Raw genomic sequence first — 26,574 nt, 5'->3', positions numbered from 1 at the left:
TGCCCGCCTGAACCCATGTCTTGCGATTTGCCCAAGGAACGATCATGAAAATATCGCTGTTGAGTCGCTACGCGACCCTGACCCTCTGCCTTGCCCTGACCTTGTTCAGCCTGTTGTTCTGGCCCGCCAGCCTCTGGGGCCAGGGGCTGATTATCCTGGCCGGGGTGCTCAGCCTGGTCGGCTTCAATGACCTACTGCAGAGCCACCATGCGGTGCGCCGCAACTACCCGATCATCGGCAATATCCGCTACCTGATCGAGTCGATTCGCCCGGAGATCCGCCAGTACCTGCTGGAAGGCGACGACGAGAAACTGCCCTTCTCCCGTTCGCAGCGTTCGATGGTCTACGCCCGTGCCAAGAACCAGCCCGCGGAAAAGGCCTTTGGCACCCTGACCGACGTCTATCAGCCCGGTTTCGAATTCATCAGCCATTCGATGGTCCCGGGCGATGCCTGCGACCCCGGCCAGTTCCGCGTGGTGGTCGGCGGGCCGGACTGCCTGCAGCCCTACAGCGCCTCGGTGTTCAACATCTCGGCCATGAGCTTCGGCGCGCTGAGCGCCAACGCCATCCGCGCCCTGAACAAAGGCGCCCGGCTCGGCGGCTTCGCCCACGACACCGGGGAAGGCAGCATCAGCCCCTATCACCAGGAGTTCGCCGGCGACCTGATCTGGGAAATCGGCAGCGGCTACTTCGGTTGCCGCACCCTGGACGGCCGTTTCGATGCCCAGCGCTTCTCCGAGCAGGCCAGCCATCCGCAGGTGAAGATGATCGAGATCAAGCTCAGCCAGGGCGCCAAGCCCGGCCATGGCGGCATCCTGCCCAAACACAAGATCACCGCCGAAATCGCCCAGACCCGTGGCGTGCAGATGGGCCATGACTGCGTGTCGCCGGCGCGGCATTCGGAGTTCAGCACGCCTATCCAGTTGCTGGAGTTCATCGTCAAGCTGCGCAACCTGTCTGGCGGCAAGCCGGTGGGTTTCAAATTCTGCGTGGGTCATCCCTGGGAGTTCATGGCCATCGTCAAGGCCATGCTCGAGACCGGCATCCAGCCGGACTTTATCGTAGTCGACGGCAAGGAAGGCGGCACCGGTGCCGCGCCCCGGGAGTTCACTGATAACATCGGCATGCCCATGCGCGAAGGCCTGCTGTTCGTGCATAACACCCTGGTCGGCGCCGGCCTGCGCTCACAGATCAAGCTCGGCGCCAGCGGCAAGGTCATCAGCGCCTTCGACATCGCCAGCGTGCTGACCATCGGCGCCGACTGGGTCAACGCCGCGCGCGGTTTCATGTTCGCCATCGGCTGCATCCAGTCGCAAAGCTGCCACACCAATAAATGCCCCACCGGCGTCGCCACCCAGGACCCGCTGCGCCAGAAAGCGCTGCAGGTCGCGGACAAGGCCGAGCGGGTGCACAACTTCCATCGCAATACCCTGGCCGCCCTCGGCGAGATGCTCAGCGCCGCCGGCCTCGACCACCCGGCGCAATTGCAGGCCAAGCACCTGGTACGACGCATGACCACCACCGAGGTGCGGCTGTTCTCGCAGATCCATGTGTTCCTCGAACCCGGCGAACTGCTGCAGCGGCCGATCAGTTCGGAGTTCTATGCACGCATGTGGAACATGGCCCAGCCCCACAGCTTCGCGCCGCTGGCCGTGGCTGCGCCGGCCAGGATTGAGCGGCTGACGCCGGCTTAGTTTTTTGCATGACGAGGTGGCCGTTCGCGCTGGATGATGGGTACAAGGTCCAGGGTTGAGGGGGGGCGGCCGCCGGCGTCAGCGCATTCCAGAAGTCAGATCGTGACGGGCGCAAGCGCCCGATTGCAGCCTGCGGCAGCGGCTACATTGCGAACAATCCGGGCTGCGGCAAGATTCTCCTGACTAACGCTTCCTGGCTTGCTGATAGACACTCCCCCGCTCCCGCTTGCCCACGGCAATGGCCGTCACCACCAACACCTCATCCACCACCCGATACACCAGGCGGTAGCCCGCTGTGCGCAGTTTGATTTTGTAGGCATTGCCCAAACCGCTCAGGCGATCGGCCGGAACATGGGGGTTGACGAGTCGTTCCTGCAGCTTCTTCTTGAATTGCTCTTTCAGCGTGGGGCCCAGCTTTTGCCATTCCTTCCAGGCTTTCTCGGAGAACTCCAGCTCATAAGTCATCGAGCGAAACCTTGATGGTCGGATCATTCTCTCGCTCACGGCACAAGGCGAGCAGCTCCATATCCTCCAGACGCTCCATCATGGCTTCGTATTCCTTGGCCGGAACGCAGTAAAACGCCGGTTCGTTGCGATTGAGAATGGCCACGGAGGAACCGCCACCGGCCGCAACGGTGCCCATGGGGTTTTTCTTGAGCTCGGAAATGCTCGCGACGACGTTGGACAGAAGGACATGGGTCATGGAGTGCTCTCACGAGTGCTGTTAAGAGCACTCAAAATAGCACCTTTGCGCAGAAAAGCACCTTGAGAGCAGACGAGAAGCGTCAGGGAACGAGCATTAGCGGAAGAATTCTCCAGGTGTTGCATCAAACTGCTGGCGGAATGCCGCGATAAAGGCCGAGGTCGAGTCGTAGCCGCAGGCCAGCGCCACGTCCGTCACCCGCTCGCCTTGCTCCAGGGGCGTCAGCGCGCCCAGCAGGCGCAGGCGTTGGCGCCAGGCGCGGAAGGTCAGGCCGGTGTCCTGCAGGAACAGGCGGCTGAGGGTTTTCTCCGTCACGCCTAGCTTTTCGCTCCACTGCCCGAGGGTGGTCGGCTGGTCCGGGTGCGCTTGCAGGCTACGGTAGATCTGCCGCAGGCGCGGGTCCTGGGGCAGCGGTAGCATCAGGTCCAGTTGCGGCGCGGCGGCCAGTTGGTCCAGCAGGACCTGGGCCAGGCGGCCGTCGGCGCCGTCTTCGGCGTATTCCACCGGCAGCTCGCTGAAGGCACGGATCAATTCGCGCAGCAGGCTGCTCACCGCCAGCACCTGGCAGGTCGCGCCGGCCCAGGCGGTGACCCTGCAATCCAGGTACAGGCTGCGCATTTCGGTGCGCGGCGAGCTGAATACCTTGTGCGGCATGCCGGCCGGAATCCACACCGCCCGCTGCGGCGGAGCGATAAAACGCCCGGCGCTGGTCTGCACCTCCAGCACGCCCTGGATGGCGTAGGACAATTGCACCCAGGGGTGGCTGTGGCGTCGGGTCAGCGCCCGATTGGGCAGGGATTCGGTGCGGCCGTACACCGGTCGCGGCAGGCTCGGCAGACCGGGAATACTGCGGCGGACGATCTTTTCATGTCCTTTAGGCGGCATTTACTGGCTCATTGGCGTTAGTCGGCAGTCCGTCATCACGTTAGAGTCGGCCCACCGCCCTGGCAACCCCTGGATGATCCCGTTATGAGTCGCTCACGTCTTTTGCCCGACAATTTCACCCTGACCCTGATCGGCGTGGTGCTGCTAGCCAGCTTCCTGCCGGCCAGCGGCCAGGTGGCGCTAGGCTTTGGCTGGCTGACCAACGCCGCCATCGCCCTGCTGTTCTTCCTGCACGGCGCCAAGCTGTCGCGCGAAGCGATCATCGCCGGGGCCGGCCACTGGCGCCTGCACCTGCTGATCTTCAGCCTGACCTTCGTGCTGTTTCCGATCCTCGGGCTGGCGCTCAAGCCACTGCTATCGCCGCTGATCGGCAACGAGCTGTACCTGGGCATGCTCTACCTCTGCGCCCTGCCCGCCACCGTGCAATCGGCGATTGCCTTCACCTCCCTGGCCCGGGGCAACGTGCCGGCGGCGATCTGCAGCGCCGCGGCGTCCAGCCTGTTCGGGATTTTCCTCACGCCGTTGCTGGTGACCCTGTTGCTGAATGTGCATGGCGATGCCGGCTCGACCGTGGATGCCATTGTGAAGATCAGCGTGCAATTGCTGCTGCCCTTTATCGCCGGGCAGATCGCCCGCCGCTGGATCGGCGCCTGGGTGGGCCGCAACAAGAACTGGCTGAAATTCGTCGACCAGGGCTCGATCCTGCTGGTGGTCTACGGCGCCTTCAGCGAGGCGGTGAACGAAGGCATCTGGCACCAGATCCCGTTGTGGAACCTGGCCGGCCTGGTGCTGGCCTGCGGCGTGCTGCTGGCGTTGGCGCTGCTGGCCTCCAGCCTGTTGAGCAAGCTCTTCGGCTTCAACCAGGAAGACCGCATCACCATCCTCTTCTGCGGCTCGAAGAAGAGCCTGGCCACCGGCGTACCCATGGCCCAAGTGCTGTTCGCCGGCAGCACCATGGGCGTGCTGATCCTGCCGCTGATGCTGTTCCACCAGATCCAGCTGATGGTCTGCGCGGTGCTGGCCCAGCGTTACGCCAAACGCCCCGAGTCGGTGCCGGAGCTGATGGCGCAGGTCGATCCCTGAAGCATCCCAGGTCCGGAGCGCGACCCTCAGTTGTGTTGCGGACCACCTTTCCACGGCGCGTATTCGACCAGCACATTGCCCCGCGCCAGCCCCTTATCACCCACCTTGAAGCCGGGCATCTGCCGCAGGTTCATCTGCTTGCACTGCGCGGTCAGGCGCGCCTGCAGGTCGCTGTCCAGCTTGAAAGCATCCCGCCGCTCACCAACCGGATCGAGGTTGACCAGGCACTCCTGCACCTGCCCCTGGGCATTGGCGACGAACCGCACATGGGCCTTGCCAATGCTGTCGACGGGCTGCTTGCCCAGGGTCTGCGTCCAGAAGAAGCGGCTTTGCGCATAGGCTTCGACCGCGTCCAGTCGCCGCTGCCGCTCCGGTGTCGACTCATCCAAAAGGATCGGAAAGACCATCGGCGCAACGATCTCCTGCTCGCCCTCGGACCCGAACAGCTCGGCCGGCATCTCGGGGAACAGGCTGTCCCAGCACACTTGCCTGGCCAGGCTTTCCAGGGCCAGGACCGGGGCCAGTTGGGCATTGGGGCGGATCTCGCAGCTGAGCACCTGGTTCTGGCGATTGATCTTCACCTTCAGGTCCACCGAACCGACCAGTCCCTGGCCGTTGGCAGCAAAGGCATTGCGCACCAGCACACCGCTGAACTGCCGGGCGAACGAGTTCATTTTCTGCTGCTGGATATCATCGGCCGCAAGCGGTTGAGCCGGGGTGACAGCCTGGGTCTGGCAGCCGGCAAGCGCCAGCAGGCCGGCAATGATCAACGGCAACTTGCGCCGCGCTGCAGCGGTGCGCAATGGACTGGACAACGGGCTCAATTCCATTTGTTCGAAACTCTCGGGTGAAAAGGGAAAACAGCGTGGGGAGCACAGGATTCAGTGCTTCGGTTACTCACGATTGAGGCACCCGCGATTTTTAGGGCTCACCCTGCAATGCATGGATTTCTGCTTTTGTTGGCTGCGGCAAGTCGATAGCATAACGCCACTTTTTTTGCCGCCCGGCGATTCTACACGGAAGTTTCCATGCATCCCTTGCTTGTGCCTTGCGCCTTTTCCTTTCTCGTTGGTTGCAGCAGCAAACCACAGCCCACCCCCACAAACCTGCTGGGGGAAGTCCATTGAAGACCCTGCCAAACGGTCGTTTGCTGGAGCACTTCGGTGAGTTGACGGCTGCAGAAAGAATCTTGCTGGAACATGCAGCATCTGGCTCCCTGGCCAGGATCGCCGATAGTCGGCCGGAGACCGGAACAAAAGAAAACAAGGTGCGCGCCCGCTTTCTTCGCTTTCTCATCTTGGGTGGCGATGCTGAAAACCCGGTACATGAACGAGGCATCAATCTGCGCGGTGCCTACATCGTGGGGGTCTTGGATCTGCGTGGTGCCGAGATAAATATAAGCGTCACGCTGGAGCACTGTTTGTGCTTTCAGCCGCTTTACCTAGAAGACATGCAATTGAAGGGCTCGCTGAACCTGAATTTCAGCGCCGTTCCCGGACTTGTCGCCTCTCGAGCATCCATCTCCGGCTCGTTATACCTGAATAAGGTCTATTCCCACGGCACAATCCAGCTGATAGCCGCAAAAATAGGCGGATCGATATATATAAGAGACAGTTACCTATATGGCCTAGGAGAGCCGGCCCTACTGATGGGGGGAATCTCTGTCGGTAGCGTGATACGGGTTGAAGACAAATCCAAAGTGATTGGTGGATTTTCACTGGTCGGTGCCCTGATAGATAATCAATTGAGTTGCAGCAACTGCACATTTATAGCTATCAAAGGCCCCGCCTTTAATGCAGATAACATCCTTGTTAAAGGTGGGGTCTACCTGACAAAAGGATTTCACTCAGTTGGTCTAGTGCGTATTTCAGGTGCTCGTATTGCCGGGCAACTCAGCCTGAGAGGCGCACATTTTCAAGAAAATGGAGAGAACTGCCTATCGGCACAAGGGATGCAAGTAGGCAGCTCCCTGATAATGACTGATTTTCCCTCACCACTCAGAATGGCCGCATTCAATGGCTCCCATGTGAAGAGCCTGACTGATGATGAGAAAACCTGGGGAAACGAACTATCACTCAATGGCTTCATCTACAACTTTATAAATAGCCGTATCCCGCTCACCGCAGAAACCCGTATTGCTTGGTTGAACAGCCAAAACCCTGCCAACAGCGGAAACGACGGTCTCAAAGGTAGTAACAGCGAATTTCGCCCCCAACCCTGGCGTCATCTGCAGAAAGTTTTTGAAGAAATGGGCCACTCCGAAGAGGCTCGAAAAGTAGGGATCGCCTTCGAGAAGCGGCTACGCAAAGTGGGGCTGGTAGGCCAGGGTACTGCTCGATGGTGGCCAGGGTTTCGCTGGCTGGGCCTGATCCCTCACGTGCTCTATGGCGCTCTCACTGGTTACGGCTATCGCCCCATGCGCCTGCTGGCCTGGATACTGGGCATCTGGCTGTTCTTCACCACCGTCTACTGGTACGCCGCCGTCGAGCAGAACGTGTTCGCCCCAAGCAACCCGCTGGTGTTCCAGAACGACGCCTATACCACCTGCCGAAAAGAGTATGGAGAGGGCTGGCAAAAGCGCTCGCCCGATACGCCAATCCCCTCAGGGATCGGCAACTGGTACACCTGCGATGCCTTGCGTGGTGAGTACACTGGCTTCAGCCCTGGCGCCTACTCGCTGGATATCCTGTTGTCACTGGTCGATCTGCAACAGGAGAAAGATTGGGGAGCGATCACCACGACGCCCTCCCCCAATGCCTGGTTGGAGTTCTGGAACTGGGACTGGGGGCACAGCGTCCGCTTTCTGGTGTGGCTCGAGACCCTCATCGGCTGGGGCATCAGCCTGTTGCTGGTGGCGATCGTCTCCGGTCTGACTCGGCGCAAGGAATAAGCGTCTATACCTGCACGGGCCTCGAACGGGGCCTGCTCGATACCCTTCACGGTTCAAACAAGGAAGCTTCACATGAGCGCCATCGGCAATTTTCTCTGGTTTATCCTCGGCGGCATTTTCATGGGTCTGTGCTGGTGGCTGTGGGGCATCCTGGCCTTTATCAGCATCGTCGGCATTCCCTGGGGCCGGGCCTGTTTCGTCATCGGCACCTTCTCGTTCTTTCCGTTCGGCAAGGAGGCGATCAGCCGGCGCGAGCTGAACAACAAGGACGATATCGGCACCAGCGGCCTGGGGGTGATCGGCAACGTGCTCTGGTTCGTGTTCGGCGGTATCTGGCTGGCGCTGGGGCATGTGATGTCGGCGCTGCTGTGCTTTATCACCATCATCGGCATTCCTTTCGGCATCCAGCACCTGAAGCTGGCGGGCATCGCCCTGGCGCCGATCGGCAAGACCATCGTGCGCAAGGAAGTGGCCGCCGCGGCACGCACCTTCAATGCCCAGGATGCGGCGCTGAAACAGCGTCAGCCAGGCTGAAGCCCAGGCGCGGAGGCCTCGTCGAGGCCTCTGCTGCTGCGCATACTTCCCACGCTTGCGCGCTCCGGCAGTGGCCATCACGCATCGGCGCCGCCCTCAAGCGCGCAACCGGATTGCCTACCTTGCAACACCCCGCGCCGCGGCGTTGAAGGACTCCCACGCCAGCGCCCACCGCAGTTGGACAAGTCCCACGCCCACTGCTTTCATTCAGCCCCGGGGCCCTGCGCAGTCCGCGCTCGCCAGGAGGCTTGTCGCCCCCGCCCGCTCACGCCCAAGGTCTCAGGCGCTTAGGGTGCCAGTGCCTTGATCGGCGGATCCTGGTAGCTGTCGTCGATCTTGATTCCGGCGGCCCGTAATTGTTCTTCCACCCCTCGCCGCGCCTCCCGGTCCTTGGCCAGCTTGGCGGGCATCAGTTCCTTCCAGCGCGGTCGCTCGTTCTCCTCGAAGCTGGACGACCAGAAGTCGTACTCGCTCTGCAACTGCAGGGTGGTCAGGCAAGTGGCTCGCTCCATGGGCGCCTGCCTGTCATACCAACACCAGGACCAGACATGCAGGTAGGCGTCGTCCCGATGGAAGTACCAGCTGTAGAAGGACTTATTGTGCAGCCAGCGCTCAAGCGGGATCGGGTAATCCGGGTCGAGCCAGGGATGGTTGAGCACGTAGTGGCCCAGCACATTGTCGCCAGAGGGAATCTTGTCGGCCTGCGAGCCGGAAACCCGCGGCTGCGACGGCAGGTAGTAACGCTTCCAGCCAGCGCTCTTGAGCTCGGCGATACGCTGGAGAATGAAGGCCTGTTGCTCGACGTAAGGGCTTTTGTCCGGCAGGCCTCGCAACGTGATGTCGATATTACTGACCGTATCTCCAAGGACCTCGTCGATCACCGTGCTGATCCCCGAGACCTGTTCGATCCTGACCCCATGCTCACCGCCGATCAGGGCAACCGGCAGGTTCTTGTCATTGCCGGAGCGCTCGATCTTGTACCAGCACATCCTGACGGGTTTCAGACAGTCCTTGGAAAACGGCAGCGGGCTCCGGGCGAGCACCTGGGCGATGGGCTCATGCAGGGCTATTTCCACCACCGGGTGCGCCACCGCGGGTGCCGCATCCTGGTCATCACAACCGCCGAGCAGCACCAGGGTGAACAGGCAGAATCCCCCCATGACGGCCCTGCCGCGTACCGCGCCCATGCGAACCTTGCGCATACTTCTCTTCCATCCATTGAACAAGCGGGCGGCGATGGTGCAGGAATAGACGCAAGGCTTCAACCGCAGTGAGGGCGACGGCGGCCAGCTGGCCGGCCTCGATTATTCGCCCTCACGGCTGAGCAGCACCCGCGTCACCCGCCGCTCTTCCACCGTCACCACCTGCAGCGTCCAGTCCTGCCATTGCAGCCGGTCGCCAATCACCGGCAAGCGGTCCAGCAGGCTCATCACCAGCCCGGCCAGGGTCTGGTAGTCCTCGGTGGCTTCGGCGTTGAAGCCGGTGCGCTGGCGGATCTGCGCCAGGTTCAAGGCGCCGCTGACCATGAAACCGCCCTGCTCTTCGACTATGTCCGGACCTTCGATTTCGCTGGCATCAGGCAGCTCGCCGGCGATGGACTCGAGGATGTCGGTCATGCTCAGCACGCCGACGAAGTCGCCGAATTCGTTGATCACGAACGCGATGTGGGTCGAGGCCTTGCGCATCTGTTCCAGGGCATTGAGGATCGAGAAGCTGTCCAGCAGGTTGATCGCCGTACGCGCCAGGTGCTCCAGGTTCGGCTCGTTGCCGGCCAGGTACTCCTTGAGCAGTTCCTTTTTGTGCACGAAGCCCAGCGGCTCTTCCACCGAGCCGTCGCGAATCAGCGGCAGGCGCGAGTAGGACGAATGCATCAGCTTGTTGCGGATGGCTTCGGCATCGTCGGCCAGGTCGATGTAGTCGACGTCGGCTCGCACCGTCATCAAGGTACGGATCGGCCGCTCGGCCAGTTGCAGCACGCCACTGATCATCACTCGCTCGCGGCGGTCGAACAGTTCGGCGCTCGGCGCTTGGCCATTGTCCAGCAGGTCGACGATCTCCTCGCCCACCTCCTCCACCGCCAACTGGCGACCGCCCAGCAGGCGCATCACCGCATGGGCCGTGCGCTCACGCATCGGCCGCAGGCCCTGCATGGATTTCTTGCGGCGGGCACGGGCGATCTGGTTGAACAGCTCGATCAGGATCGAGAAACCGATGGCCGCGTACAGATAGCCTTTGGGAATGTGGAAACCCAGGCCTTCGGCGGTCAGGGCAAAACCGATCATCATCAGAAAGCCCAGGCACAGCATGATCACCGTCGGGTGGGCGTTGACGAAGCGGGTCAGCGGCTTGCTGGCGACGATCATCAGGCCGATGGAAATGATCACCGCCATCATCATCACCGCCAGCTCGTCGACCATGCCCACGGCGGTGATCACCGCGTCCAGGGAGAACACCGCATCGAGCACCACGATCTGCGCCACGATCGGCCAGAACAACGCGTAAGCGGCATTGCCGGTGCGCTGGCTGACATGGCCTTCCAGGCGCTCATGCAATTCCATGGTGGCCTTGAACAACAGGAACACACCACCGAACAGCATGATCAGGTCACGGCCGGAGAAGCTCTTGCCAAACACCTCGAACAGCGGCGCGGTCAGGGTCACCAACCAGGAAATGCTCGCCAGCAGGCCCAGGCGCATGATCAGCGCCAGGGACAGGCCGATTATCCGTGCACGGTCACGCTGATGGGGCGGCAACTTGTCCGCGAGGATCGCGATAAACACCAGGTTGTCGATACCCAGCACCAGCTCCAGCACGATCAGGGTCAACAGGCCAAGCCAGGCCGTGGGGTCCATTATCCATTCCATAAAAACGACTCTATCTCTCCAGTGAAATCAGACAGCCGGGCACGGCAAGGCAAGGCCACAAGGCCTTGGAACGGCGAACGCAGGCCAGCGCCCGACGGTTGCGACAACCGGCGGCGAGCAGCGAAAAACAGCAGGTTCGGGGTAACGGCCGCGCCTTATGACTGAGGGAAGGCGCTGCGAGGCGGATCGAACGAGGAAAGGCTGAGGCGTCCAGGAATAGGGACGACTGGGAGGCTCCGAGAGGGTGTTCATGCAAGTCCTGTGAAGAAAAACGGACTTGAATCCTACAACCTCAAGGGAGATTTCCTATCGGGAAATCATTTCAAGATCTTATCGGGCACTGCCTGGGCCAGCGTTATCGCGAACCGGCCCACGCCTGCAAAGGCCACTTTTTGCAGGAGCAGGCTGGCCCGTGAAGCGCTCTGGCGACCTCAGCCCTTACGGGTCGCATCGTCCAACGCGAGGATGGTATGGGCATTGGTCACAGTGGTCGCCAGGGTGTTGATCACTCCAGAACGCAAGGCGCCCAGGGTCGCCGCGGCCTTGGTGTTCTCACTGGCGATGGCCACCACATCGGGGATGCGCACCAGCTCCTGCACGGTCAGGCCGATCACCCGGCCCTGGATGGCGTTGACCGCCGGCTGGCCATGAATGTCGATGAAGTCGTAGCCCATCATGTCGCCCACGGTGCCGGACAACCGCGCCTGGGCGATTTCCTGGGGCGAGAACCAGCCCATGCGCACCATGTTGCTGTTTTCGCTCATGTCGCCAATGCCGATCAGCGCGATGTCGGCGCGCCGGGCGCGGTCCAGGGTCGAACGCACGGTGTCGTTGCTGATCAGCACGCTGCGCAGTTCCGGGTTGGCCACCAGCGCCGGGGCGTACAGGGTTTCGCTTTCCGCGCCGAAACGCAGGGCCAGGCGCCGGCAGATGTGGTCTGGGTTCATGTACTCGCCGGCGCGCAACGAGCCACCGATGGCGCAGACGAAGGTGCAGTTGCGGGTCACCGGCAGGAACACGTTGTCGGCCACCGCGCCAACATTGCGGCCCATGCCGACGGCGACGATCATGCCGTCGCTCAGGGTCTTGTTCAGGTAGTTGGCCACCAGGCTGGCCACCGCCGAGCGCTGGGTGTCGGGGTCGCTATGGTCGACCGCGATCAGCGCCCGATCCAGCTGGAAGCGCTCCACCAGCGCCTGCTCCAGCTCGTTGTTCATCGCCGGATGCTGCAACACCCGGACCTCGACTATGCCTTCGTCCCGCGCGCGCTTGAGCAGGCGGCTGACCTTGGCCCGGGACAGATCGAAGCGCTTGGCGATGGCCTCCTGAGTGACGTTCTCAAGGTAATAGAGCATCGCCACCTCGGTCATCAGATCGATGTCGCTGGCTCCGCGCGGGGTACTGTCACTCATGTGGACTGGCTTCCGTATGGGCATCAAAGGCGCATTCTCTCTAGTCGATGCAGGTCGCGTCTACAGCCGGTTCTGCCCCATGGGCAGCGGGCTCCACGGCAGCCGGCGCCTACCGGTGGCCATCGCGTTCGATGGCGTTGATCCGCTCGACCTTGGCCCCCGAGCGCGCGGACTCGAACTCCGACTCGAGGAACGACTTGACGATGCTCTTGGCCAGCTCGGCCCCCACCACCCGCGCGCCGATGGAGAGAATCTGTGCATCGTTGCTCTTGCGTGCGCGCTCGGCCGAGTAGGTGTCGTGGGCCTGGGCCGCGCGGATGCCCAGCACCTTGTTGGCCGAGATGGCCATGCCGATGCCCGTCCCGCAGACCAGCACCCCCAGGCGGTGATGCCCGGCACCGATGGCCGTGGCCACCGCCAGGGCAATGTCCGGGTAAAGCACCGGCTCCAGGGAATGGGTGCCGAAATCCTCCACCGGATGGCCCAGGGTCTCGATATGGCGCTTGAGCAACTCCTTGAGCTCGAAACCCGCTTCATCACATCCGATGGCCACTGAAAAGGCTGTGTTCATGGCATTTCGCTCCGCTGTCTGGGTGAGAGCAAGATTGATCATATGATCACTATATGAAACTTTGTTCAGGCATTTCTCAAGCATTCACCCCCTGACTGTCAAGCAAGATTTACCTGATAACCGGGTCAAAGCCCTACACAAAGGGTTACGAAAGCATAAATGAGCGCCGATACAGATTTACCATGAAAGAGATTGACTGATCAGAATTTCATTTGATACACATATGATCACAGCGAAACATGACTCTGCGACCTAATAAGAATTCACAGCACGAGGACACGCCGATGGCCACGCCATTACTGCTCCAGGCTGAACATGTCGCCAAGGCCTATGCCGGGATCCCTGCCCTGCGCGATGGCCGCCTCGCCCTGCGCGCCGGCAGCGTGCACGCCCTGTGCGGCGGCAACGGCGCCGGCAAATCCACCTTCCTCAGCATCCTGATGGGCATCACCCAGCGTGACGCCGGCAGCATTGCGCTCAACGGTCGCCCGGTGCAGTTCAATCGCCCCGGCGATGCACTGGCCGCTGGGGTGGCGATGATCACCCAGGAGCTGGAACCCATTCCCTACATGAGCGTCGCCGAGAACATCTGGCTCGGCCGCGAACCGCGCCGCGCCGGCTGCATCGTCGACCGCAAGGCCCTCAACCGGCGCACCCGCGAACTGCTGGAAAACCTGGAGTTCGAGGTCGACCCCGACAGCCCCATGCACCGCTTGAGCGTGGCCCAGGTGCAACTGGTGGAAATCGCCAAGGCCTTCAGCCATGACTGCCAGGTGATGATCATGGACGAGCCGACCTCGGCCATCGGCGAGCGCGAAGCCGAGACCCTGTTCAAGGCCATCCGCCGCCTCACCGCCCGCGGCGCCGGGATCGTCTATGTCTCGCACCGCCTGAGCGAGCTGGCGCAGATCGCCGACGACTACAGCATCTTCCGCGACGGCGCCTTCGTCGAAAGCGGGCGCATGGCCGACATCGATCGCGCCCACCTGGTACGCGGCATCGTCGGCCAGGAACTGCAACGTATCGACCACAAGGTCGGGCGCGAATGCGCGGCGCACAATTGCCTGGAGGTCCAGGGACTGAGCCGCGACGGCGAGTTCCAGGACATCAGCCTGCAACTGCGCCAGGGCGAGATCCTCGGCATCTACGGCTTGATGGGCTCAGGCCGCAGCGAATTCCTCAACTGCCTCTATGGCCTCACCGAACCCGACGCCGGCACGGTCAGCCTGCAAGGCCGGCCGCTGCCGGTCGGCGCACCGGCGGCGACCATTCGCGCCGGCCTGTCGCTGGTCACCGAAGACCGCAAGGACAGCGGCCTGGTGCTCAGTAGCAGCATCCTGTCCAACATTGCCCTGTCGGCCTACCGGCAGCTGTCGAACTGGTCGCTGATCAACGCCCGCAAGGAGCAGGCATTGGCCCAAGACATGGTCAAGCGCCTGCAGATCAAGGTCTCCTCCCTGGACCTGCCGGTGGCCTCCATGAGTGGCGGCAACCAGCAGAAGGTGGTGCTCGCCAAGTGCCTGTCGACCCAGCCGGTGTGCCTGCTGTGCGACGAACCGACCCGAGGCATCGACGAAGGCGCCAAGCAGGAGATCTATCACCTGCTGGACGAGTTCGTGCGGGCTGGCGGCGCGGCCATAGTGGTCTCGTCCGAAGCCCCGGAACTGCTCCACCTGAGCGATCGCATCGCGGTGTTCAAGGGCGGCCGCCTGGTCACCATCAGCACCGATACCGCTCTTTCCCAGGAAGCCCTGCTGAGTCTCGCCTCATGAACGCCAAGACCCTTGTCACCCCTGCCGCCACACCCGCCTCCACCGCCGTCGGCCCGGCACCCCGCAGCCGCCTGCGCCTGGCCCTCGACCGCTTCGGCCTGCCGCTGGTTTTCATCCTGCTGTGCGTGGTCATGGCTTTTGCCAGCGAGTACTTCATGACCTGGCGCAACTGGATGGACATCCTGCGCCAGACCTCGATCAACGGCATTCTCGCGGTGGGCATGACCTACGTGATCCTGACCAAGGGCATCGACCTCTCGGTGGGTTCGATCCTCGCCTTCGCCGGCCTGTGCAGCGCCCTGGTAGCCACCCAGGGCTACGGGTTGCTGGCCGCGGTCAGCGCCGGGATGTTCGCCGGGGCGATGCTCGGGGTGGTCAACGGCTTCATGGTCGCCAACCTGTCGATCCCGCCCTTTGTCGCCACCCTCGGCATGCTCAGCATCGCCCGTGGCATGACCTTCATTCTCAACGACGGCAGCCCGGTCACCGACCTGCCGGACAACTACCTGGCCCTGGGCATCGGCAAGATCGGCCCGGTGGGTGTGCCGATCGTGATCTTCGCCGTGGTCGCGCTGATCTTCTGGATGGTCCTGCGCTACACCACCTACGGCCGCTACGTGTACGCGGTGGGCGGCAACGAAAAGAGCGCCCGCACCTCGGGGATCGGCGTACGCAAGGTGATGTTCTCGGTGTATGTGGTCTCGGGGCTCCTGGCGGGCCTGGCCGGTGTGGTGCTCTCGGCCCGCACCACTTCCGCCCTGCCCCAGGCCGGCACTTCCTATGAACTGGACGCCATCGCCGCGGTGGTGATCGGCGGTACCAGCCTCTCCGGCGGCACCGGCAGCATTGTCGGCACCCTGTTCGGCGCGCTGTTGATCGGTGTGATCAACAACGGCCTGAACCTGCTCGGGGTGTCTTCCTATTACCAGCAAGTCGCCAAGGGTTTGATCATCGTGTTCGCGGTGCTCATCGATGTCTGGCGCAAGAAGAAACGTTGACTCCCCCCGTCCTTTCCATGGCACGACTACAACAATAACGGAGTTCCCCATGAAGCGTTCCCCCACCACCTTTGGCACCTCCCTGTTCACCCTGGCCACGGCCTCCCTGCTCGCCAGCGGCATGGCCCTGGCCGAAGGCAAGCCCTACAAGATCGGTGCCGCGGTCTACGGCCTCAAGGGCCAGTTCATGCAGAACTGGGTACGTGAATTGAAACAGCATCCGGCGGTCAAGGACGGCGCGGTGCAGATCACCGTGTTCGACGGCAACTACGACGCGCTGACCCAGAACAACCAGATCGAAACCATGGTCACCCAGCGCTACGACGCAATCATCTTCGTGCCGATCGACACCAAGGCCGGTGTCGGCGCCGTGGCCCGCGCCCAGGAAAACGACATTCCGGTGATCGCCTCCAATACCAAGGTCGCCAGCGCCAGCGTGCCCTATGTCGGCAACGACGACGTCGAGGGCGGCCGCCTGCAGGCCCAGGCCATGGTCGACAAGCTCCAGGGCAAGGGCAACGTGGTGATCATCCAGGGCCCGATCGGCCAGTCGGCACAGATCGACCGCGAGAAAGGCGAGATGGAGGTGCTGAAGAAGAACCCCGGGATCAAGGTCATCGAAATGAAGACCGCCAACTGGTCGCGCGCCGAGGCCCTGTCGCTGACCGAGGACTGGCTCAATGCCCACCCCAACGGCGGAATCTCCGGGATCATCGCGCAAAACGACGACATGGCCCTCGGCGCCCTGCAGGCCGTGAAGTCCCGCGGCCTGTCGCCCAGCGACGTGCCGGTGACCTCCATCGACGGCATGCCGGATGCGATCCAGGCGGCGAAAAAAGGCGAAGTCACCACCTTCCTGCAAGACGCCCAGGCCCAGTCCCAGGGCGCCCTGGACGTGGCCCTGCGCACCCTGGCCGGCAAGGACTACAAGCCGCAGTCGGTGATCTGGGAGCGTTATGCCCAGGACGTGAAATGGGGAGATGGCACCGACAAGCTGTACATCCTGCCGTGGGTGCCGGTGACCAACAGCAATGCCGACAGCCTGTACCAGCAGGTCGCCGGCAGCAAATAACCCCACTGCAGGAGCTGGCGTCCTTCCAGTCGACGCATGCGTGGCTATGAATCCGCCATCGCGGGCAAGCCTCGCTCCTACAGCCATTCACTCGCCATACAGGAGTCAACATCATGTCCGGATTCTGGGATCAGGCCTTCGACCTCAGCGGTCGCTGCGCGGTGATCACCGGTGGCGCCGCCGGGATCGGCCTGGCCTGCGCCACGTTGCTGGTGGAACGCGGCGCCAAGGTAGCGCTGCTGGATCGCGACCCGGAGGTCGTCGAGATCGCCGCCCGCCTCGGCGGCGGGCACCTGGGGCTGGCCCTCGACCTGCGCCAGCTGGACCAGGTGCAGCATGCCGTGGACCGGGTCGCCGAGCACTTCGGGCGCCTGGATTTCCTGGTCAACAGCGCCGGCGTCGCCCTGCTGGACAAGGCCCTGGAAGTCAACGAAAACGCCTGGGACACCACCCTGGATATCAACCTCAAGGCCAGCTTTTTCGTTGCCCAGGCCTGCGCCCGGCACATGCTCGAACGAGGCAGCGGACGCATCGTCAACCTCGCCTCACAGGCCGCCGTCATCGGCCTGGACCGGCACGTGGCCTATTGCGCGAGCAAGGCCGCGGTGGTGGGCATGACCAAGGTCCTGGCCATGGAATGGGCCGCCCATGGCATCAACGTCAACGCCGTCTCGCCGACCATAGTCGAGACCGCCCTGGGCAAGAAGGCCTGGGCCGGCGAACTGGGCGAACGGGCCAAATCGCAGATCCCGGTCGGCCGTTTCGCCCAGCCCGAGGAAATCGCCGGGCTGGTGCTGTACCTGCTCAGCGACGCCGCGCAGATGATCACCGGAGAGAACGTGGTGATCGATGGCGGCTACAGCATCCAGTAATCGAGCGCTACTCCCATTCATGCAGTGAGGCCCGTCGCCATGTCCACCTTGTCCGCCGAACACCTGTCACCCGAGATTCCCAGCACCATGCAGGCCGTGGTCTGCCACGGCCCCGAAGACTACCGCCTGGAACAGGTGCCGGTGCCGACACCCGGCCCGGACGAAATCCTGACCAAGGTCGAGCTGTGCGGCATCTGCATGGGCGACATCAAGACCTACCGTGGCGCCCCCTCCTTCTGGGGCGACGCCGAGCAGCCGCGCTACGTCAAGCCGCCGATGATCCCCGGCCATGAGTTCGTCTGCCGCGTGGTGGCCCTGGGGCCGGGCGCGGAAAAACGCGGGGTGCAGGTCGGCGACCGGGTGATCTCCGAGCAGATAGTGCCGTGCTGGGGCTGCCGCTTCTGCAACCACGGCCAGTACTGGATGTGCCAGAAGCACGACCTGTACGGCTTCCAGAACAATGTCCAGGGCGCCATGGCGCAGTACATGATCTTCACCAGAGAAGGCATCGTGCACAAAGTGCCGGACGAGATTCCACCGGACGAAGCCATCCTCATCGAACCCCTGGCCTGCTCGCTGCACGCCGCCGAGCGCGCCGATGTCGGTTTCGACGACATAGTGGTCGTGGCCGGCGCCGGCACCCTGGGGCTGGGCATCATCGGCGCGGTGCGGATGCGCAACCCCAAGCGCCTGATCGTCCTCGACATGAAGCCCGAACGCGCCGAGCTGGCCCTGCGCATGGGCGCCGACGAAGTCTGGAACCCGGCCCAAGAGAACGTGCTGGAGAAGATTCGCGCGATCACCGACGGCTACGGCTGCGACATCTATATCGAAGCCACCGGTCATCACAAGGCGGTCAACCAGGGCCTGGCAATGCTGCGCAAGCTCGGGCGCTTCGTCGAGTTCAGCGTGTTCAACGACGAAGCCACGGTGGACTGGTCGATCATCGGCGACCGCAAGGAGCTGGACGTGCTCGGCTCGCACCTGGGGCCCTACATGTACCCACGGGCCATCGACTTTATCGGCAAGCGCAAGATCGACATGCGCGACGTGGTCACCCACACCTTCGCCCTGGCCGACTTCAAGCAGGCCTTCGCGGTGATGGAGCGCGGCGACCGATCATTGAAGGTGGTGCTCAAGCCCTGAGGCCCCACTGCCTTCCAACCGGTTCGCCGGCAAGCCCGCACCCGCGGACTCTCCCACTCCCTCCCCGGGAGGCGAGCTTGCCGACGATTCACTGCACAGCCGTGCAGCTAACAGGAACAAGGAACCGCGTCATGAATCGAGTGATCAACGATCCGGACCAGGTGGTCGAGGACATGCTGCAAGGCATACTCCTGGCCCACCCCGAACTGGCCCAATACGAGGCCAACCCACGGGTCATCCGCAAGCGCCGCCTCTCGCAGGCCGGCCAGGTGGGCATCGTCACTGGCGGCGGCTCCGGCCATGAGCCGGCCTTTCTCGGCTATGTCGGCCCCGGCCTGGTGGATGCCGTGGCGGTCGGTGAAATCTTCTCCTCGCCCACCGCCAAGAGCTTCTTCGACGCCTTCCGCGCCGCCGACCAGGGCGCAGGCGTGGCCTGCCTGTACGGCAATTACGCCGGCGACAACATGAACGTCAAGCTGGCGATGAAAATGGCCGCCAGCAAGGACATGCGGATCCGCACCGTGGTGGCCAACGACGACGTGGCCTCCGCGCCCCGTGAAGAGATCGGCAAACGCCGCGGCGTGGCGGGCGAGATCTTCATGTGGAAAGTCGGCGGCGCGGCCGCCGCCCAGGGCTATGACCTGGACGGAGTGATCGGTGTGGCGCAAAAGGCCGTCGACCAGTGCCGCTCCATCGGTGTCGGCCTCACGCCCTGCACCATTGCCGCGGTGGGCAAGCCGAACTTCCAGATCGCCGACGGTATGATGGAGCTGGGCATCGGCCACCATGGCGAACCCGGCATCCAGGTCGTGCCGGTCGAGTCCGCCGCCGCCATGGCCGAGCGCATGCTCGCGCCGATCCTCGCCGATCGCAACTTCAGCCGCGACGACAGCCTGGTGGTGCTGGTCTCCGGCCTCGGCGCCACGCCGGTGATGGAGCTGTATATCTTCTACGCCGAAGTCGAGCGCCAACTCACCGCCAGGGGCCTGAAGATCCATCGTTGCTATGTCGGCAACTACTTCACCTCCCTGGAAATGATGGGCGTGACCCTGACCCTGCTGGGCCTGGACGCCGAACTGAAAACCCTGATCGACCACCCCTGCCGCTCCATCGGCATGACCCAGGCGGAGTGAACCATGAGCCAGCATTTTTCCAGCCTCGACGGCAGCGCCATCGTCAACGACCTGGTGACGGTGATAGTCGCCAACCGTGAATACCTCAGCGAAGTCGACGGCGCCATCGGCGATGGCGACCACGGCATCAACATGGCCAAGGGTTTCGCCCACTGCGGCCGGGTCATCACCGGCCGCCAGCTGGACCTGGCCGGCGCCCTCGACGAATTGACCCTGAGCCTGATGGAAGGCATCGGCGGCTCCATGGGCCCGCTCTACGGCAGCCTGTTTATCGGCATGGCCGACGAAGTGCGCAGCTGCCAGCACATCGACGCCGCCCGCTTCGCCCGGCTATTGCGCGGCGGGCTGAGCTCATTGCAGGACATCACCGACGCCGGGGTGGGCGACAAGTGCCTGATGGATACGCTGATTCCCGCGGTGGAGGCGTTCGAACAGGCCGAAGCCGGCGGCGCCTCGTTCAAGGAGGCCCTGCAGCGGATGAAAAGCGCGGCCTCCCAGGGCCGGGACTCGACCCGCGACCTGGTGGCGAAGATCGGCCGCGCCAGCCGCCTGGGCGAGCGCTCGCTGGGGGTACTGGATGCCGGCGCCGTGTCCTGCTGCCTGATCCTCACGCAACTGGCGGACTCGATAGAGACGTGCCTGGTCTGAAGCGCTGCGCGAGCAGGCTCGCTCCTGCAAAAGCGAGCCTGCCTGGGCTGACTCAATAGCGCCCGGGCAAAAGCCCGAGCTCCACCAGCTTGATATCGGTGTCACCCACTATCTGCACATGCTGGACGTTCTTCTCGTCCATGATGCCGGGACAGGCAACGACGATGGTTCCCCGGGATGGGACGCAGTTCAGCGACCTCCGGAAAATCCGCCGCCGACAGCGGGTGCGGACAATAGCCGATCCAGCCGATGGTCTGCCGGTCCTGGAACACCCGCTGCTTGCGAAAATATTCGTTGGGAGCGACCACGCCCCAGGAAATTTCCGGCCAGAGACCGACCGCCGTGTTCATTAATTCGACAATGCCCTGCCGAGGATCCTGCTGGCAACGGACCAATGTCCCGGCTTCGGAAAACTCGATACCCGCGGGCAACGAGCCGCCGCTTCGTGCGTGATAGGTGATCGAAAGCCCGCCCTTGAGTGGATCGGATATCCCGTTCCACAGCACAAAACTCATGTCGTTGACGTCGAAGCCCCAGTCTTTCCAGGAGGCTATTTCCCGCCGCAGACTGTTCGGGTCGAGGAGCACATTGTGCGTCAGGCCGTCATCCTTGCCTTCGGCGCATAAGAACCAGTTTCTTGAGGATCGGGTCGATCTCGCCTATCGCCTTGAGAAAGGCCAGGCTCCTGTCGATTTGTTCCTGTTCGGCAACCTGGGAAATCTTCTGCTTATCAAAACTCAACTTGAAATTAAAACGCTTGAATGTGTCCATGAGCACTCCGTACGGTCTCAGGTCATATTGCGTAGACGCAAGAAACACAGATAGAACTCCGCATCGCTGGCATCATTCACCTACCCCCGAAACTGGCCTCTGACCTGCTCGATATACCGCGCCACCGCCGGGGCCTTTTCGAAGCGGCGGTGGATCAGCGACAGCCAGGACGACGCCGTGCTGCCCTGGATCGGCCGGTACAACACATTGGGCAGCCCCACGTGCCCGACCACCGACTCCGGCACCACGGCCACGCCCTGCCCCAGGGAAACCAGGGCCAGCACCGCCACCAGGCCGCCGGGCTGCGGCCCCAGTTTCGGCGCATAACCGCCCTCGGCGGCGACCTGCAAGGTGCCGCTGATCTGCTCGGGAAGCACGAAGGTCTCGTTGTGCAGATGGGCCGGGGCGATCTCCGGCAAGCGCCCCAGCCAGGACTCGGCGGGCAGCGCCAGGACAAAACCTTCGGCATCCAGGCGGACGGCTTCCACTCCTTCGGGCAGGGTCATGGGCGAGCGGATGTAGCCGATGTCGAAGCGTCCCTCGGCCACCAACCCCGGCAGCGCCGCCATCGGGCTTTCGCGCACGCTCAGGCTGACGTCCGGGCAGTCCTGGCTGAAGCGCTGCACCTGTTTTTGCAACAGCCCCGAATACACCGCCGAGGCCACGTAGCCCAACTCGATATGGCCGATCTCGCCGCGCCCGGCGCGCTGGGCGTTACGTTGCGCGAACTCGAACTGGCGCACCGTGGCTTCGGCCTCGCGCACCAGGGCGGCGCCGGCCTCGGTCAGGCTGACCTCGCGCTGCTGGCGCACGAACAAACGGGTGCCCAGGGCCTGCTCCATGTCCTGGATCTGCCGGCTCAGGGTCGGCGGCGCGATGCCCAGCTGTTCGGCGGCGCGGGTGAAATTGCGTTGCCGGGCCACCGCCAGGAAATAGCGGAAATGACGGATTTCCATAAGTGCGTTAGCTCAAAGGTAATGAAGTGCTCCAGCGCGCCTAACAGAGCGGGCGAAAGCCCGGGATAAGCTGGCTGGACCTTCACAGTAGAGAGCCCAAGCCATGCACGTCAAACCTCTGTTTCTGGCCCTGATCACTTGCTGCAGCGTGCCCGCGACTTTCGCCGCCGAGAAAAACGCCGACGTTGCCCAGAAGGCAATCCTCAATTTCGCCACCGCCCAGCAACTGCTCAACGCCGCCCAGGAAACCGCCACGGCCAAGGGCTGGCCCTGCGCCGTGGCGATAGTCGACGACGGCGGCTGGCCGATCCTCAGCGCGCGCATGGACGGTGCGCCGGTGGTGGCCGGCATCGAACTGGCCCAGGGCAAGGCGCGCACTTCGGCGCTGTTCAAGCGCCCTTCCGGCGACCTGGAAAATGCCATCAACGGCGGGCGCCAGGCGGCCATCACGTCGGGCCTGCTGATGATGAAAGGCGCGCAGCCGATCCGCGTCGACGGCCAGGTGATCGGCGCCATCGGCATCAGCGCCGACACCCCGGCCCACGACGATGAAATCGCCCAGGCCGCCCTCGCCACGCTGGGTCAACGGGTGCAGCCATGAGGCCGGCCAGCCCGCGCCTGACCTTGCTCACCGCGTCCGGGGTGTGTTCGCTGATCGTGCTCGACACCAACATAGTCGCGGTGACGCTGCCGAGCATCGCCCGCGACCTGGGGGCCAACTTCGCCGATATCGAGTGGGTGGTCAGCGCCTACATGCTGGCCTTCGCCGCCCTGCTGCTGCCGGCCGGCAGCCTGGCCGACCGCTTCGGGCGCAAGCGCACCCTGCTCTGCGGCCTCGGGCTGTTCATCCTCGCCTCGCTCGGCTGTGGCGCCGCGCCCAACGTGCTGTTGCTCGACATCGCCCGGGCGATCAAGGGCGTCGGCGCGGCGCTGCTGCTGACCTCGGCCCTGGCCACCATCGGCCACACCTTCCATGACGAGGTCGAACGGGCCAAGGCCTGGGCGCTCTGGGGGGCTTGCATGGGCGTGGCGATGACCGCCGCGCCGACCGTCGGCGGCCTGATCACCGAGTTCATCGGCTGGCGCTGGATCTTCTACCTCAACCTGCCGGTGGGCGGGCTGTTGGTGCTGATGGTGTTGCGCGCGATACCGGAGTCCCGCGATACCCAGGCCGCGCGCCTCGATCCCTGGGGCAGCCTGGCCTTCAGTGCCAGCCTGCTGTGCCTGATCTGGGGCCTGATCGAAGCCAATCGCATCGGCTGGAGCCACCCGCTGACCTACACCCGGCTGTTGGCCGGCGTGGCCTTGCTCGGGCTGTTCGTGCTGATCGAGCGGGTGCAGCGCCGGCCCATGGTCGACCTGCAGCTGTTCCGTCATCCGCGCTTTATCGGTGCCTTGCTGGGGATGTTCGCCTACGCCGGCTGCGCCCAGGTGATGATGACCCTGCTGCCCTTCTACCTGCAGAACGGCCTGGGCCTCTCGGCCATCGCCTCGGGGCTGGGCATGCTGCCATTTGCCCTGACCATGCTGATCTGCCCGCGCATCGGCGTGCGCCTGGCGACGCGTTATGCCCCGGCGACCCTGATGGCCGCCGGCCTGACCCTGGTCGGTTGCGGCAACCTGCTCGCGGCCTGGGCCGTGCAGGCGGGCGGCTACCTGAGCTTCGCCCTGGCTATCGCGGTGACCGGTGCCGGTGCCGGCCTGCTCAACGGCGACACGCAGAAAAACATCATGGCCTGCGTGCCCCGCGACCGCGCCGGCATGGCCTCGGGCCTGAGCACCACCATGCGCTTCAGCGCCATCATGCTGGCCATCGGCGTGTTCGGCGCCCTGCTCGGCAGCCATACCCAGCAACGCCTGCACGCCAGCCTGGGCGAGAGCGCCACGCCATGGCTCGACCAGGCCCAGGCCATCGCCTCACAGGTGGTGGCCGGCGACATGCCCGCGGCCCTGGCGCTGCTGCCCGACTCCGCGAAAGGGCTGGTCGAACCCCTGGCCCGCCAGGCCTTCGTCGACGGCTTCGGCGTGGTGCTCTGGGTCGCCGGCCTCCTGGCGCTGCTGGCGGCAGTGACGGTGGGTACGCTGATGCGCAACCCCATCCCGCAGCCGCGGCCATTGACGCTGAGTGTGGAGTGAAATCAGCCAAGGGTCCGTCATACGGCCGCTGAAATCGTTCGGTGGCCATGGCCATCGCTCGCCTGCAGATGCATTGCCTGAGTCGCGGGCGTGCGCGCAAACCTCAAGTATGCCCCTGGCTGGTGTTGCTGCTCGAGCAGTTGAACAGCATCGGGCGCATGCGCCAGTACCGACAGGAAATGGCCAGGTGATAGCCGATGCAAGGGCGCAAGCGAGGGGACGCTCTCGAGTGAAAGGGCGGGGCGCCCACCAAACGCATCCGTCCGTCGGCTGGTAATGCTCAATTCGCGCGGCGGATCGCAAAAAACCAGCAGCGTACCCAGCAAAAAAATACTCCGCTGCTAGGATTTTTGGCGGACCTCCCCCCCTGATAATAAGGAGCAACACATGAGAGTCGTCCCCCTTGCCCTGGCTTGCGCCCTCACCCTCGGACTCGCCGGTTGCAACTCCATCGCCGGCAAGACCAATACCCTGAGCGATGAACAGATCAAATCCCAGACCAGCGGCGCCCTGGGCTACTCGCCCTCGGATGTCAGCATCGTCAGCCGTCGCACCGAAGGCACCAACACCTACGTGGCCTTGAAAACCAACGACAACAAGGAATTCAACTGCATCATCAACGGCGGCAACCTGCTCACCCTGGGGATGACCAACCCGCCTTCCTGCGCCAGGAAAGGCGAAGCCATCCGTTCCGCTCCTTTCGGCGGCTAAAACGCCGATCCGGGGGCAGTCGTCGACTGGCTCATGGCCGGACTGCCCTCACCCCCATCACATCCCATCGATATGCCGATACTGCGCATCCAGTTGCTGCGCCAGCTCGCGAGCGCGACCGAGGCGGATCGGTCCGCGTTCGATATCGATCAACAGGGTCGGGCAACCCAGGCGCTCCAAGGGCGGCAGGGCCTTGACCCGGCCATCGGTGAGCAGTAGCACCCGCTGCTGTTCGGCCGGATAACGTTTCTGCCGTGAGACCAGCCACTGCCCCGCCTCGGCCAGGGCCGCCAGCAACGGTGTGCCGCCGCCCGCTCCCAGCCCGTCGAGCCAGTCGCGCAAATCCTTCGAGGCCTTCAACCCCTGCACCTGCCAGTTCGGCGCGCGGCCGCTGGCGGTCAGCAAGGCCAGGCGCGCGCGCTGTCGATACGCATCGTCGAACAGCTGGGCCAGCAGGCCCTTGGCATCGCTCAGCGCCTGATGGCGGCGGGTCGAGGCCGACGCATCGACGATCATCAGCCACAGCTCATGGGGCGAGCGATTGCGCAGGTGCCACAACAGGTCGTCGCGCTGGCGGGGCCGGCCGTTGAGCAAGGTGCCTGGCCAGTTGATCGAACCGTGGACGGCTGCACGCGCGCGGCCTTGCCTGCCCTTGTCCAACCGTCCGGCGCGGGGTTTGGCATTCGCCCCCGCGTCGGACCGGGGGCGAATGCCTAGGGCTTTTTTGGCCAGCTCGGCACTTCACGGCGGGCGCCGGTGGCCAGCGCCTGGGCCGGCAGCTCGCCCCATTGGCCCTGGCCTTCGGCGGGGCTGGACTGGGCCGGGGCTGGTGCTTGAGATGGCTGATGCGCCGCGCTCGGCGGGTTGTCGCGACGGCGATGGCGCAGGGCGAATTCGGCCACCGCATCGATGTCCTGCTCCTCGATAGCCCAGGCACCGCGCCAGGCCGCATGGGCGCGGGCGGCACGCAGCCACACCAGGTCCGCGCGCAGGCCGTCGACGCCAGCGGCGAAACAGCGTTCGGTGATCCGCTCCAGCGCTTGGTCGTCCAGGGCAATCTCCGCCAGCAACACCCGCGCCTGCTGGCAGCGTTGGCGCAGCGCCTCCTGCTCGGCGGCCCACTGCTGGCAGAAGCCCTGGGGATCGCTGTCGAAATCCAGGCGCCGGCGAATGATCTGGCCCCGTTCAGTGGGCGGCGTCTGGCCGCTCAGGGCAACATTCAGGCCAAAGCGGTCCAGCAGTTGCGGACGCAGCTCACCCTCCTCCGGGTTCATGGTGCCGATCAGCACGAACCGGGCCGAATGCCGGTGGGAAATACCGTCGCGCTCGATCAGGTTGGTGCCGCTGGCGGCCACGTCCAGCAGCAGGTCCACCAGATGGTCCGGCAGCAGGTTTACCTCGTCGACATAGAGCACCCCACCATCGGCCTTGGCCAGCACCCCCGGGGAAAACTGCGCCCGGCCTTCGCCCAGGGCCGCGTCCAGGTCCAGGGTGCCGACCAGGCGCTCCTCGGTCGCGCCCAGGGGCAAGGTGACGAATTGCCCACTCGCCAGCAGGTCCGCCAGGCCGCGGGCCAGGGTCGACTTGGCCATGCCCCGCGGCCCTTCGATCAACACCCCGCCGATTTTCGGGTCGATGGCCGTCAGGCACAGCGCCAGTTTCAGGTCATCGGCGCCGACCACGGCGGACAGCGGGAAATGTGGGGTATCGCTCATGTCGGTTC

General features: G+C 64.0%; 28 protein-coding genes. 15 read left to right on the top strand and 13 right to left on the bottom strand.

The window, feature by feature from the left end; genetic code table 11:
* Nucleotides 1-44 precede the first annotated feature (44 nt).
* Nucleotides 45-1,694, top strand: coding sequence for an FMN-binding glutamate synthase family protein (locus H0I86_RS13640; protein WP_180925420.1), 1,650 nt, complete (start codon nt 45-47; stop codon nt 1,692-1,694).
* Nucleotides 1,695-1,877: 183 nt separating this feature from the next.
* On the opposite strand, the gene H0I86_RS13635 is transcribed toward H0I86_RS13640, so the two are convergent.
* The 3 genes from H0I86_RS13635 to H0I86_RS13625 form a co-directional block, all read right to left on the bottom strand.
* Complete coding sequence (locus H0I86_RS13635; RefSeq protein ID WP_180925419.1) at nt 1,878-2,159, bottom strand: type II toxin-antitoxin system RelE family toxin; 282 nt, start codon at nt 2,157-2,159, stop codon at nt 1,878-1,880.
* Nucleotides 2,149-2,397, bottom strand: a complete 249-nt coding sequence (locus H0I86_RS13630; protein WP_009044432.1) for a type II toxin-antitoxin system Phd/YefM family antitoxin — start codon at nt 2,395-2,397, stop codon at nt 2,149-2,151. Before H0I86_RS13630 ends, H0I86_RS13635 begins: the two co-directional genes overlap by 11 nt.
* Before the next feature lie 96 nt (nt 2,398-2,493).
* Nucleotides 2,494-3,282 carry an AraC family transcriptional regulator gene (locus tag H0I86_RS13625; protein ID WP_124299848.1) on the bottom strand — a complete coding sequence of 263 codons (789 nt, stop codon included), beginning with the start codon at nt 3,280-3,282 and terminating at the stop codon, nt 2,494-2,496.
* A gap of 84 nt (nt 3,283-3,366) precedes the next feature.
* On the opposite strand from H0I86_RS13625, the gene H0I86_RS13620 reads away from it, so the two are divergent.
* The gene (locus tag H0I86_RS13620; RefSeq protein WP_124348674.1) at nt 3,367-4,365 is read left to right on the top strand and encodes a bile acid:sodium symporter family protein; all 999 of its coding nucleotides are present in this window, start codon (nt 3,367-3,369) and stop codon (nt 4,363-4,365) included.
* A gap of 26 nt (nt 4,366-4,391) precedes the next feature.
* Here H0I86_RS13620 and H0I86_RS13615 read toward each other — a convergent pair whose 3' ends face one another.
* Nucleotides 4,392-5,180 (bottom strand): hypothetical protein, encoded by a 789-nt coding sequence (locus H0I86_RS13615; protein ID WP_180925418.1) that lies wholly within the window; start codon nt 5,178-5,180, stop codon nt 4,392-4,394.
* Between the two features lie 308 nt (nt 5,181-5,488).
* Here H0I86_RS13615 and H0I86_RS13610 point away from each other — a divergent pair, with 308 nt between their 5' ends.
* Together H0I86_RS13610 and H0I86_RS13605 are read left to right on the top strand one after the other, a co-directional pair.
* A complete protein-coding gene (locus tag H0I86_RS13610; RefSeq protein ID WP_258019434.1) occupies nt 5,489-7,255 on the top strand; it encodes a hypothetical protein in 1,767 nt (588 codons plus the stop codon).
* Nucleotides 7,256-7,327: 72 nt separating this feature from the next.
* Entirely contained in the window at nt 7,328-7,789 is a 462-nt protein-coding gene (locus tag H0I86_RS13605) for a YccF domain-containing protein (RefSeq protein WP_009049642.1), read from the top strand.
* Nucleotides 7,790-8,076: 287 nt separating this feature from the next.
* Here H0I86_RS13605 and H0I86_RS13600 read toward each other — a convergent pair whose 3' ends face one another.
* From H0I86_RS13600 to rpiB, 4 genes are all read right to left on the bottom strand, one after another.
* Nucleotides 8,077-8,991, bottom strand: a complete 915-nt coding sequence (locus tag H0I86_RS13600; protein ID WP_180925417.1) for a hypothetical protein — start codon at nt 8,989-8,991, stop codon at nt 8,077-8,079.
* Between the two features lie 102 nt (nt 8,992-9,093).
* Nucleotides 9,094-10,653, bottom strand: coding sequence for a TerC family protein (locus H0I86_RS13595; protein WP_180925416.1), 1,560 nt, complete (start codon nt 10,651-10,653; stop codon nt 9,094-9,096).
* A gap of 431 nt (nt 10,654-11,084) precedes the next feature.
* A complete protein-coding gene (locus H0I86_RS13590; protein ID WP_016705332.1) occupies nt 11,085-12,065 on the bottom strand; it encodes a sugar-binding transcriptional regulator in 981 nt (326 codons plus the stop codon).
* Nucleotides 12,066-12,174: 109 nt separating this feature from the next.
* Nucleotides 12,175-12,636: a ribose 5-phosphate isomerase B gene (gene rpiB, locus H0I86_RS13585; RefSeq protein WP_180925415.1), complete on the bottom strand. Its 462-nt coding sequence runs from the start codon at nt 12,634-12,636 to the stop codon at nt 12,175-12,177.
* Between the two features lie 284 nt (nt 12,637-12,920).
* Between rpiB and H0I86_RS13580 the strand changes: the two genes are divergently transcribed.
* The 7 genes from H0I86_RS13580 (at nt 12,921) to dhaL (ending at nt 20,277) form a co-directional block, all read left to right on the top strand.
* Nucleotides 12,921-14,408 (top strand): sugar ABC transporter ATP-binding protein, encoded by a 1,488-nt coding sequence (locus H0I86_RS13580; protein WP_180925414.1) that lies wholly within the window; start codon nt 12,921-12,923, stop codon nt 14,406-14,408.
* Nucleotides 14,405-15,406 (top strand): ABC transporter permease, encoded by a 1,002-nt coding sequence (locus H0I86_RS13575; RefSeq protein WP_180925413.1) that lies wholly within the window; start codon nt 14,405-14,407, stop codon nt 15,404-15,406. The genes H0I86_RS13580 and H0I86_RS13575 overlap by 4 nt, the downstream gene beginning before the upstream one ends.
* Nucleotides 15,407-15,455: 49 nt before the next feature.
* Nucleotides 15,456-16,478 (top strand): substrate-binding domain-containing protein, encoded by a 1,023-nt coding sequence (locus H0I86_RS13570; RefSeq protein WP_180925412.1) that lies wholly within the window; start codon nt 15,456-15,458, stop codon nt 16,476-16,478.
* A gap of 113 nt (nt 16,479-16,591) precedes the next feature.
* Entirely contained in the window at nt 16,592-17,350 is a 759-nt protein-coding gene (locus H0I86_RS13565) for an SDR family oxidoreductase (protein WP_180925411.1), read from the top strand.
* 39 nt (nt 17,351-17,389) lie between these two features.
* Entirely contained in the window at nt 17,390-18,496 is a 1,107-nt protein-coding gene (locus tag H0I86_RS13560) for an MDR/zinc-dependent alcohol dehydrogenase-like family protein (RefSeq protein WP_180925410.1), read from the top strand.
* Between the two features lie 131 nt (nt 18,497-18,627).
* A complete protein-coding gene (locus H0I86_RS13555; protein WP_180925409.1) occupies nt 18,628-19,629 on the top strand; it encodes a dihydroxyacetone kinase subunit DhaK in 1,002 nt (333 codons plus the stop codon).
* Nucleotides 19,630-19,632: 3 nt separating this feature from the next.
* Nucleotides 19,633-20,277, top strand: coding sequence for a dihydroxyacetone kinase subunit DhaL (gene dhaL, locus H0I86_RS13550; protein ID WP_180925408.1), 645 nt, complete (start codon nt 19,633-19,635; stop codon nt 20,275-20,277).
* Nucleotides 20,278-20,378: 101 nt separating this feature from the next.
* Here dhaL and H0I86_RS13545 read toward each other — a convergent pair whose 3' ends face one another.
* The 3 genes from H0I86_RS13545 to H0I86_RS13540 form a co-directional block, all read right to left on the bottom strand.
* A complete protein-coding gene (locus H0I86_RS13545; protein ID WP_258019433.1) occupies nt 20,379-20,864 on the bottom strand; it encodes an immunity 52 family protein in 486 nt (161 codons plus the stop codon).
* 16 nt (nt 20,865-20,880) lie between these two features.
* Nucleotides 20,881-21,048, bottom strand: coding sequence for a hypothetical protein (locus H0I86_RS32145; RefSeq protein WP_258019432.1), 168 nt, complete (start codon nt 21,046-21,048; stop codon nt 20,881-20,883).
* An 80-nt stretch (nt 21,049-21,128) separates the two neighbouring features.
* Complete coding sequence (locus H0I86_RS13540; RefSeq protein WP_180925407.1) at nt 21,129-22,004, bottom strand: LysR family transcriptional regulator; 876 nt, start codon at nt 22,002-22,004, stop codon at nt 21,129-21,131.
* Nucleotides 22,005-22,107: 103 nt separating this feature from the next.
* On the opposite strand from H0I86_RS13540, the gene H0I86_RS13535 reads away from it, so the two are divergent.
* The 4 genes from H0I86_RS13535 (at nt 22,108) to H0I86_RS13520 (ending at nt 24,851) form a co-directional block, all read left to right on the top strand.
* Complete coding sequence (locus H0I86_RS13535; RefSeq protein ID WP_180925406.1) at nt 22,108-22,605, top strand: GlcG/HbpS family heme-binding protein; 498 nt, start codon at nt 22,108-22,110, stop codon at nt 22,603-22,605.
* Entirely contained in the window at nt 22,602-24,140 is a 1,539-nt protein-coding gene (locus H0I86_RS13530) for an MFS transporter (protein WP_180925405.1), read from the top strand. Before H0I86_RS13535 ends, H0I86_RS13530 begins: the two co-directional genes overlap by 4 nt.
* Before the next feature lie 47 nt (nt 24,141-24,187).
* Nucleotides 24,188-24,331: a hypothetical protein gene (locus H0I86_RS13525; RefSeq protein ID WP_180925404.1), complete on the top strand. Its 144-nt coding sequence runs from the start codon at nt 24,188-24,190 to the stop codon at nt 24,329-24,331.
* Nucleotides 24,332-24,527: 196 nt separating this feature from the next.
* Entirely contained in the window at nt 24,528-24,851 is a 324-nt protein-coding gene (locus H0I86_RS13520) for a hypothetical protein (protein ID WP_023964641.1), read from the top strand.
* 57 nt (nt 24,852-24,908) lie between these two features.
* Here the strand turns inward: H0I86_RS13520 and H0I86_RS13515 are convergent, their stop codons facing one another.
* Nucleotides 24,909-25,511: a vWA domain-containing protein gene (locus H0I86_RS13515; protein ID WP_180925403.1), complete on the bottom strand. Its 603-nt coding sequence runs from the start codon at nt 25,509-25,511 to the stop codon at nt 24,909-24,911.
* Nucleotides 25,512-25,564: 53 nt separating this feature from the next.
* Entirely contained in the window at nt 25,565-26,566 is a 1,002-nt protein-coding gene (locus H0I86_RS13510) for a magnesium chelatase ATPase subunit I (RefSeq protein ID WP_180925402.1), read from the bottom strand.
* Nucleotides 26,567-26,574 lie beyond the last annotated feature (8 nt).

Source organism: Pseudomonas chlororaphis subsp. aurantiaca (assembly GCF_013466605.1).
Lineage (GTDB): Bacteria > Pseudomonadota > Gammaproteobacteria > Pseudomonadales > Pseudomonadaceae > Aquipseudomonas > Aquipseudomonas chlororaphis_I.
This window is presented reverse-complemented; position numbering and strand designations above follow the sequence as displayed.